Below are 813 nucleotides of genomic sequence, written 5' to 3' on the forward strand. Positions count from 1 at the left end.
CAAGTGGCTTACAAAATCTTGGATGAAAATCGCGATAAGATGGAAACCATGTGCAAAGCACTGATGGATTGGGAAACCATCGATCGAGATCAAGTTTTGGAAATTATGGCCGGTAAACAACCTAGCCCGCCTAAAGATTACAGCCACAATGTCCGTGATGACAAAGTAGAAGAGCCTGAAGCACCTGTTGCTGAAGCTGCTGAACATGTTGAGCAAAATGAGGTTCAGAATACTGAGTCAGTAGAAGCAGAAAAAACGGATAAATCTGTATAAGGTTTGTAACAGAAAACGGTAGCTTTTAAGCTGCCGTTTTTATTTCAGGATAAGCTAAAGGCCGTCTGAAAATTTTCAGACGGCCTGATTTTATTTGATCAATTACAAAACAGCCAAAGCTGCTTCGTAGTCAGGCTCGTTCGCAATTTCAGAAACCAGCTCAGCGTGGAGAACTTGGTTTTGCTCGTTCAAAACCACAACTGCGCGGGCAGTCAGGCCGCGCAATGGGCTTTCTGTCAGTGTAACACCGTAATCGTTAGAAAAGCTGCTGCGGAATGTAGAAAGTGTCACCACGTTTTCCAAACCTTCTGCACCGCAGAAGCGGGCTTGTGCAAACGGTAAATCGGCAGAAATGCACAAGACGACGGTATTGTCCAAAGACGAGGCACGTTTGTTGAAAGTGCGGACGGACTGGGCACATACGCCGGTGTCAATGCTAGGGAAAATATTCAGCACTTTGCGTTTGCCTGCAAAGTCAGCCAATGATTTCTCAGATAGGTCTGCTGCTACCAATGTGAAATCAGGTGCAACTTGGCCGAT

General features: G+C 45.6%; 1 protein-coding gene and 1 pseudogene. One reads left to right on the top strand and one right to left on the bottom strand.

Annotated elements, in window-relative coordinates; genetic code table 11:
- Nucleotides 1-273, top strand: a pseudogene (locus tag ACTHS3_RS16230) (ATP-dependent zinc metalloprotease FtsH); the annotation flags it as partial.
- A gap of 102 nt (nt 274-375) precedes the next feature.
- On the opposite strand, the gene tpx reads toward ACTHS3_RS16230, so the two are convergent.
- Entirely contained in the window at nt 376-813 is a 438-nt protein-coding gene (gene tpx / locus ACTHS3_RS16235; protein WP_440368536.1) for a thiol peroxidase, read from the bottom strand.

It is taken from the genome of Neisseria sp. P0009.S007 (genome assembly GCF_051962515.1).